The following is a 7,744-nucleotide window of genomic DNA, read 5'->3' on the forward strand; positions in this document are numbered from 1 at the left end:
AGTAGATATAATTAAAATTGGTATAGGGCCAGGTTCAATTTGTACAACAAGACTGGTTGCTGGAATAGGAGTTCCGCAACTAAGCGCAATTTTAGCTGTAAGAAGTGGTTTAAAAAATAAAAATGTTAAAATAATTTCAGATGGGGGAATAAAATATTCTGGTGATTTAGCAAAAGCTTTTGCTGCAGGAGCAGATGCTGTAATGATAGGTTCGTTATTCGCAGGTACAAACGAAACCCCAGGAAAATTAATAAAAAAAAATGGACAGTTTTTCAAAAGTTTTAGAGGAATGGGGTCTGTTGGAGCTATGAATAAAGGGTCAGCTGATAGATACTTTCAAAAAAAACAAAAAGACTCCTCAAAATATGTGCCTGAAGGTGTTGAAGGTTTCGTAAAATATAAAGGAGATGTTGGGAGTATTATTTATAAATTAATTGGTGGATTGAAATCTTCCATGGGCTATCTTGGATCAAAAACAATCATTAAATTAAGAAATAAACCACAATTTGTGAAAATTACAAAAGCTGGATTTTATGAAAGTATGGTTCATAATGTAGATGTGGTAAAAAACGATAGTAAATATTAATGAGCAACTTTTTAAAATTAACAGGAATAATATTTTTAACAGCTTTTTTTAACAGTACGTCTTTTAGTAAAGAAAATTTTTTTAATGAAGCTTTAGAATTGTATAAAAAAGAAAAATATGAAGATGCGCGTTTTCTATTTGAGAGAAATATTGTTTTTAATCCAAAAGATGCAAACTCATATTTATATTTAGCAAAAATTTATAACCAAGAAGAAAATCAAAGAAAAGAAGAATACAATTTAGAAACGACACTTTTAATTGAGCCTGATAACGAAGAAGCTTTATTGATGTTAATGAAAATTGCTTTAGAAAAATCTAATTATGAAAAAGTCAAAGATCTTTCAGATAAGTTTGTAAAAGTTTGCAAAAATTTATGTGATGAAAACAAAGATATTCAAGAGTCATTAAAAAATATAGAACCTGAAAATAATGAGTCTTGATCAAAATCTTAACAAAATCTTAATAATAGATTTTGGTTCTCAATTTACTCAATTAATTGCAAGAAGAGTAAGAGAATTAGGTGTTTTTTCAGAGATAGTTAGTCACAAAAAAATAAAATTAAAAGACATAAATAACAGTATTAAAGGAATAGTATTATCTGGCGGTCCATTAAACGTTTATCAAATAAATAAATACTCATTTGATAAAAAAATTTTACAACTTGATATACCTGTTCTTGGAATATGTTTTGGACATCAAATTTTATCAAAACTTAATGGTGGAAGGGTAAAACAATCAAAACATAGAGAATTTGGTTTAGCTAATGTTTATAAAAAAAATAACAGTCTTTTAACAACTAATTTTTTTGGAAATAAAAAATCCAAACAAGTTTGGATGAGCCATGCTGATCAAGTTTCAAAACTGCCTAAGAATTTTAAAGTTGTTGCATCAAGCACTAATTCAAAATTTGCAATTGTTGAAAATAAAATTAAAAAATATTATGGAGTGCAATTTCATCCTGAAGTAACTCATACAGAGAATGGAAAGAAATTAATAAGTAATTTTATTTTTTTAGTTTGTAAAATTAAAAAAAATTGGTCCTCTAAGGATCAAAAAAATCAGCTTATTAAAGATGTTAGAAAACAAGTTGCAAATAACAAGGTTATTTGTGCATTATCAGGAGGCGTAGATAGCAGTGTAGTTGCTCAATTACTGAATAAAGCTATTGGTAAAAAACTTTATTGTATTTTTGTAAACACTGGCCTTTTAAGAAAAAATGAGGAAGTGCAAGTAGTTCAAACTTTTAAGAAGCGTTTAAAAATGAATTTAATTTATGTAAATGCTGAAAAAGAATTCTTAAAAAAATTAAAAAATGTTTCTGATCCAGAGAAAAAAAGAAAAATAATTGGCAATTTATTTATCAAAATATTTGAACGGTATGCTAAGAAAATTAAAAATGTTAAATTTTTAGCTCAGGGCACTCTTTATCCAGACTTGATTGAAAGTAAATCAGTTACTGGTAGTCAAACTTCTAAAATTAAATCACATCATAATGTTGGTGGCATACCGAAAAAAATGAATTTAAAATTAGTAGAACCACTAAAATTCTTATTTAAGGATGAGGTAAGAAAATTAGGTTTAGAGTTAGATTTAAGTAAAGAAATTATTTCAAGACATCCTTTTCCTGGACCAGGCTTAGCAATTCGAATGCCAGGTATTATAACTAATGAAAAAATTAAAATTTTAAAAGAAGCTGATTATTATTTTATTCAAGCTTTAAAAGATCACGGTCTTTATCATAAGATTTGGCAAGCATATGCAGCATTGCTGCCAGTTAAAACTGTAGGTGTTATGGGAGATAATCGAACCTATGAATATTTATGTTTATTAAGAGCAATTACATCTGAAGATGGTATGACAGCTGATTATTATGAATTTAAAAAATCCTTTATGCAAACTATTTCAAATAAAATAGTTAACAGTATAAGAGGTATAAATAGGGTAGTGTATGACGTTACTTCAAAACCACCAAGTACTATTGAACTTGAATAAACAAAATAATTTGAGTTAGACTTTAAATGGATTTTTTAAATATTTCATTAATTTCTTCCACTCTATTTTGTACTCTAGTTGCTGGATTTGTCCTATTATACGCAATTGTTGTAATGCCTGGTTTATCAAAGCTCAATGATAAAGAGTTTTTAAGAGCATTCCAAGTAACAGATGGAATAATTCAAAATAACCAGCCTATTTTTATTTTTGTTTGGATAGGCTCTATCATCTCAGTTATATGTTTAATTATCGTTTCTATAGTTAGTGAAGGTTTTTTTAATAATTGGGTGTTGGTATTAACAGGTTTTACATATTTATTGGGTGTTCAAGGCATAACTATATTAATTCATATTCCCTTAAATAATAATATAAAAAAAATGAAAATTGATGAAATGGATAATCAAAATTTACGACTGGAGCGTTTAGAATTCGAAACAAAATGGAACTTTTTTAACAAAATTCGGACAATCATTTCATTGATTGTAAGTTTGACTTTTCTTGTAATTATCAATATTCAATAAAACTAAACTAGCGAGTAAACTTTATTGTATTACACTATTTTTTTAATTATAAACTTATTTCATGAAATATTTACATACAATGATTAGAATTAAAGATGTAGATGAGTCTCTAAGATTTTTCTGTGAAGGGCTTGGTTTAAAAGAAACAAGAAGAATGGAAAATGAAAAAGGAAGATTCACATTAATTTTTCTTGCAGCACCAAATGATGAAAAAGCAGAAATAGAATTAACATATAATTGGGATGGTGATGAGCTTGGAGAAGGTTCAAGAAATTTTGGTCATCTTGCCTATAGAGTAGATAATATTTATGAAACCTGCCAAAGATTAATGGATATGGGTTATACTATTAATAGACCACCAAGAGATGGTCATATGGCTTTTGTTAGATCGCCAGACAAAATTTCAATTGAAATACTTCAAGAAGGAAATTTAGAACCCAAAGAGCCTTGGGCCTCAATGGAGAATACTGGTACCTGGTAATATTTTTCTAATGTGGATTGCTAAGTTTAACAAACCATACAAGGAAAAAATTAAAAAATTAACTTTTAATTTTGCAGATATTAAGAAAGGTGAAAAGATGCTAGTTTCATCTCCAAGTTCAATAGCAAAATATATTCATAAAATTCCTAAAGGTAAAAAAAAGACAGTTATTGAAATGAGAGAAGCTTTAGCTAAAAAAGCCAAAGCTAACAAAACGTGCCCAGTATCTACAGGGATTTTTTTAAGAATTGCTATAGAGGCATCATTAGAGGAACAAATTAAAAAAAAAACCAAAAAACCAAAACTTCCTTTTTGGAGAATTATTGACGAAAAATCTCCTATTGCAAAGAAACTATCTATATCTAAAAAGCTTTTGAAAGCTTATAAGAGCCAAGAATTTATAAATGAGTAAAATTAAAAAATTTATTAAAAAAAAAAATAAGTCAAAAATAGTTAGTCTAACTGCCTATTCAAAAAATATTGCTTCTATATTGGATAATTATTGTGATTTAATTTTAGTAGGAGATTCTCTTGGTTCGGTTTTATACAATTATAAATCTACGAGAGAAGTTACTTTGAATACTATGATTGAACATTCTAAAAGTGTCAGAATGGGTATTAAAAAAAGTTTAATGATTGTAGATATGCCACATAACACCTATCGAACTCCTAAAGAAGCTTTAAAAAATGCAAAACTAATAATGAAAAAAACTAAATGTGATGGTGTAAAATTGGAAGGTGGAAAAAAAATTTACGAAACAATTAAAACTTTAGTTAAAAATAAAATTCCAGTTATGGGGCATTTAGGGCTACTTCCTCAGTCAGATAAAACTTTTAAATTTAAAGGCAAAAAAAAGCTAGAGAGAGATCACATCCTAAGAGACTCGCAATTGTTAGAAAAAGCTGGAGTGTTTTCTATTGTTTTAGAATGTGTTGAGACTTCTTTAGCAAAACTTGTAAGTCAAAATATTACAGTTCCAACAATAGGGATTGGAGCTTCTAAATATTGCGATGGTCAAATATTAGTTTTGGATGATTTAATTGGATTAAATCCTATGAATTATAAATTCGTAAAAAAATATGCAAATATTAGAAATGATATTTCTAAAGCTGTTTCTAATTATTCAAAAGAAGTCAGAAAAGTTAAATTTCCTAATAAAAAAAATTCTTTTTAATTAAAAGTATTTTTTAAATTCTTCATTAATATTTAATATTTCAAGATCAACCAATCCACCAATTACTAATTGTAGACCAACGATTAAGATAAATACTAAGCCGATATAAGCTATCCAAATATGTCTTTGAATATAATTAGCCATATATGTAGCTAAAGCACCAGTCAAAACAACTGATAGCATAAGACCAAATATCATAAATCCAAAATATCCTTTTGCTGCCGCAACTACACCAATGACATTATCAAAACTAATCATGATATCTGCAAATAAAACTTTTCCAATGCTACTAATGAATGAAGGCTCTTTACCTTTTTTAGTAGTGGGCTTTACTTTTTTAATGTCTAGTAAATCTTTCCTTAAATCATTTACAATCCAAATTAATAATAAACCACCCAAAATTTTTATAAAATAAAACTCAAATAAAAAAGTAGCAAAAATTGCAAAAAAAATTTTAAAAACAAAGGCTCCAATTACACCCCAAAGAATTATTTGTTTTCTATTTTTTGGAACAAAATTTGAAGCTATAGATCCAACTATCACTGCGTTATCAGCTGTTAATATAATTGTGATAAAAATTATATTGGTTAAAATTATGAGCTCTTCAATCAAGATAACATTATAATAGTATAATCTGATAATTTTTCAATGAGACCATAATGATAATTTTATTGATTTAACCTCTAAGAGATAATTAAATGTTAATTTTAAAAAGGAGGATAGATGAAATTATTTAAACTATTTATATCTATAATTACTTCAGTATTTTTATTTGCAAACGTTTCTTTAGCTGAAAAATGGGATATGGCACTTGCTTATGGTGCTGGAAACTTTCATTCTGCTAATGCAACAGAATTTGCAAAGAATGTAACTGAAAAAAGTGGTGGAAAACTTACAATTGTAACTCATCCAGGTGGTTCATTATTTAAAGGTGGTGAAATTTTCAGAGCTGTAAGAACAGGTCAAGCACCTATTGGTGAAAGATTCATGTCTGCTCTTGGAAAAGAAGATCCTTTATATGAAATTGACTCATTACCTTTCTTAGCAACTACTTATGACGATGCTATGAAATTATATGAAGCTTCAAAGCCATATATTGTTAAGAGTCTTGATGAAAAAGGATTGGTATTTCTTTATGCAGTGCCATGGCCTGCACAAGGACTTTACAGTAAAAAGCAAATTAAAAAAGTTGGTGATCTAAATGGATTAAAATTTAGAGCATACAATTCAGCAACAATTAGAATTGCAGAGTTAACAGGAATGGCACCAACTAAAATTGAAGCAGCTGAAATTAGCCAAGCATTTTCTACAGGTGCTGTTGAAAGTATGATTACTTCACCAACAACTGGTAAAAATAGCAAGATTTGGGAAAATGGTGTTAAATATTTTTATGATATAGCAGCATGGTTTCCAAAAAACATGATCATAGCTAATAAAGCCGCTTGGAATAAACTTGATAAAGCAACTCAAGATCTTGTCATGAACCAAGCAGCAATTGCTGAAGAAAAGGGTTGGGAATTATCTAAACAAGGTAATACTGGAGACAAGAAAGCTTTAGCAGATGCTGGAATGGAAGTAGGCGAAGTTAATTCAGCTTTGAAAAAACATTTTGAAAAAGTTGGAGCAACAATGTCTGAAGAATGGAAAGCAAAAGCTGGAGACAGAGGTGCTGCAGTTTTATCTGCTTACAAATAAATAGTCTTAAAAAAAAGGCCAACTTGTAGTAAGTTGGCCTTTTTACTAAATGTTTCAATCAATAAATAATAATTTAAATAAACTTTATAAATTTTCAGGATATTTAGCTGCCTTTTTTTTAATACTTGTTGCAGTTTTTATTTTAATTGGAATTTCCTCAAGGATTTTTGGTTTTTACATAAGGGGTTTAGCTGAGTACTCAGGCTACTGTATGGCTGCAGCCTCTTTTTATGCCTTGGCTTTTACTTTTGTTGAGGGTGGACATATTCGAATTACTCTTTTCTTAGAAAAAGCCTCTTCATCTTATAAAAGATTTTTAGAAATATGGTGTCTGATTGTAGCAACAATTTTTTCAGGTTATTTGTCTTTCTACTTATGGAAAATGTTATTAATCTCTTATGATTTTCAAGAGAGAAGCGAAGGTGCAGATGAGATCTTAATTTGGATACCTCAAACTAGTGTAGCTATTGGATCTTTAATTCTTTTTATAGCTGTTTTACATAAATTTATTTTAACAATTTTAAATAAGAATGACTGAAATATTTCTCATAATATTTTTTATAAGTGTACTTTTATTCTTTCTTGGATCTGGCATTTGGGTAGCAATAAGCATGATAGGTGTTTCAACAATTGGGATGATGCTATTTACTTCAAGACCAGTTGGAGATGCCATGGCAACTACGATATGGGGAACCTCATCATCATGGACATTAACAGCTTTACCATTGTTTGTTTGGATGGGTGAAATATTATTTAGGACCAAGTTATCAGAAAATTTATTTGCTGGACTATCACCTTGGATGCAAAAATTACCTGGTGGATTAATTCATGTAAATGTTGTTGGTTGTGCACTTTTTGCTGCAATTTCTGGCTCTTCTGCTGCAACTGTTGCAACAGTAGGTAAGATGTCTATCCCAGAACTAAGAAAAAGAAAATATCCAGAAAAAATTTTGTTAGGTAGTCTAGCTGGCTCAGGAACTTTAGGGCTTCTTATCCCCCCTTCAATAATATTAATAATTTATGGAGTAACTGTTCAAGAGTCTATAGCAAAGCTATTTATTGCAGGAATTATTCCAGGGATAATGATTGCACTTATATTTATGTCTTACGTGATGATTTGGTCATTAATAAATAAAAAAAGCATGCCAAAGTATGTAGAAAATTTTTCCTTTCTAGAAAAAATAAGAAAATCAAAACAACTATTACCAGTAATTATTTTAATATCAGCTGTAATCGGATCAATATACACTGGAGTTGCAACAGCAACTGAGGCTGCTTCTTTAGGTGTAGTTGG

General features: G+C 28.9%; 11 protein-coding genes. 10 read left to right on the forward strand and 1 reads right to left on the reverse strand.

Annotation, left to right across the window (positions count from 1 at the left end; translation table 11 throughout):
* From AMO08_RS01905 to panB, 7 genes are all read left to right on the forward strand, one after another.
* A partial coding sequence (locus tag AMO08_RS01905; protein ID WP_143323790.1) for an IMP dehydrogenase occupies window positions 1-586 on the forward strand: 586 nt, incomplete at its 5' end.
* Entirely contained in the window at window positions 586-1,026 is a 441-nt protein-coding gene (locus tag AMO08_RS01910) for a tetratricopeptide repeat protein (RefSeq protein ID WP_075484637.1), read from the forward strand. The genes AMO08_RS01905 and AMO08_RS01910, both read left to right, overlap by 1 nt.
* The gene (guaA, locus tag AMO08_RS01915; protein WP_075484639.1) at window positions 1,016-2,578 is read left to right on the forward strand and encodes a glutamine-hydrolyzing GMP synthase; all 1,563 of its coding nucleotides are present in this window, start codon (window positions 1,016-1,018) and stop codon (window positions 2,576-2,578) included. The genes AMO08_RS01910 and guaA overlap by 11 nt, the downstream gene beginning before the upstream one ends.
* 26 nt (window positions 2,579-2,604) lie before the next feature.
* The gene (locus AMO08_RS01920; protein WP_075484641.1) at window positions 2,605-3,099 is read left to right on the forward strand and encodes an anthrone oxygenase family protein; all 495 of its coding nucleotides are present in this window, start codon (window positions 2,605-2,607) and stop codon (window positions 3,097-3,099) included.
* 61 nt (window positions 3,100-3,160) lie between these two features.
* Window positions 3,161-3,580 carry a VOC family protein gene (locus tag AMO08_RS01925; protein WP_075484643.1) on the forward strand — a complete coding sequence of 140 codons (420 nt, stop codon included), beginning with the start codon at window positions 3,161-3,163 and terminating at the stop codon, window positions 3,578-3,580.
* 10 nt (window positions 3,581-3,590) lie between these two features.
* Window positions 3,591-3,992: a hypothetical protein gene (locus AMO08_RS01930; RefSeq protein WP_075484645.1), complete on the forward strand. Its 402-nt coding sequence runs from the start codon at window positions 3,591-3,593 to the stop codon at window positions 3,990-3,992.
* Window positions 3,985-4,755 carry a 3-methyl-2-oxobutanoate hydroxymethyltransferase gene (panB, locus tag AMO08_RS01935; RefSeq protein ID WP_075484646.1) on the forward strand — a complete coding sequence of 257 codons (771 nt, stop codon included), beginning with the start codon at window positions 3,985-3,987 and terminating at the stop codon, window positions 4,753-4,755. The genes AMO08_RS01930 and panB overlap by 8 nt, the downstream gene beginning before the upstream one ends.
* Here panB and AMO08_RS01940 read toward each other — a convergent pair whose 3' ends face one another.
* Window positions 4,756-5,367, reverse strand: coding sequence for a YjbE family putative metal transport protein (locus AMO08_RS01940; protein ID WP_075484647.1), 612 nt, complete (start codon window positions 5,365-5,367; stop codon window positions 4,756-4,758).
* Between the two features lie 111 nt (window positions 5,368-5,478).
* Between AMO08_RS01940 and AMO08_RS01945 the strand changes: the two genes are divergently transcribed.
* From AMO08_RS01945 to AMO08_RS01955, 3 genes are all read left to right on the forward strand, one after another.
* Window positions 5,479-6,450 (forward strand): TRAP transporter substrate-binding protein, encoded by a 972-nt coding sequence (locus AMO08_RS01945; protein ID WP_075484648.1) that lies wholly within the window; start codon window positions 5,479-5,481, stop codon window positions 6,448-6,450.
* A 49-nt stretch (window positions 6,451-6,499) separates the two neighbouring features.
* Complete coding sequence (locus tag AMO08_RS01950) at window positions 6,500-6,988, forward strand: TRAP transporter small permease (RefSeq protein ID WP_075484649.1); 489 nt, start codon at window positions 6,500-6,502, stop codon at window positions 6,986-6,988.
* Window positions 6,981-7,744: TRAP transporter large permease subunit (locus tag AMO08_RS01955; protein WP_143323791.1), on the forward strand; the 764-nt coding region annotated here is incomplete at its 3' end. The genes AMO08_RS01950 and AMO08_RS01955, both read left to right, overlap by 8 nt.

Origin of the sequence: Candidatus Pelagibacter communis, from assembly GCF_001180205.1 — a bacterium.
Taxonomy (GTDB): domain Bacteria; phylum Pseudomonadota; class Alphaproteobacteria; order Pelagibacterales; family Pelagibacteraceae; genus Pelagibacter; species Pelagibacter ubique_O.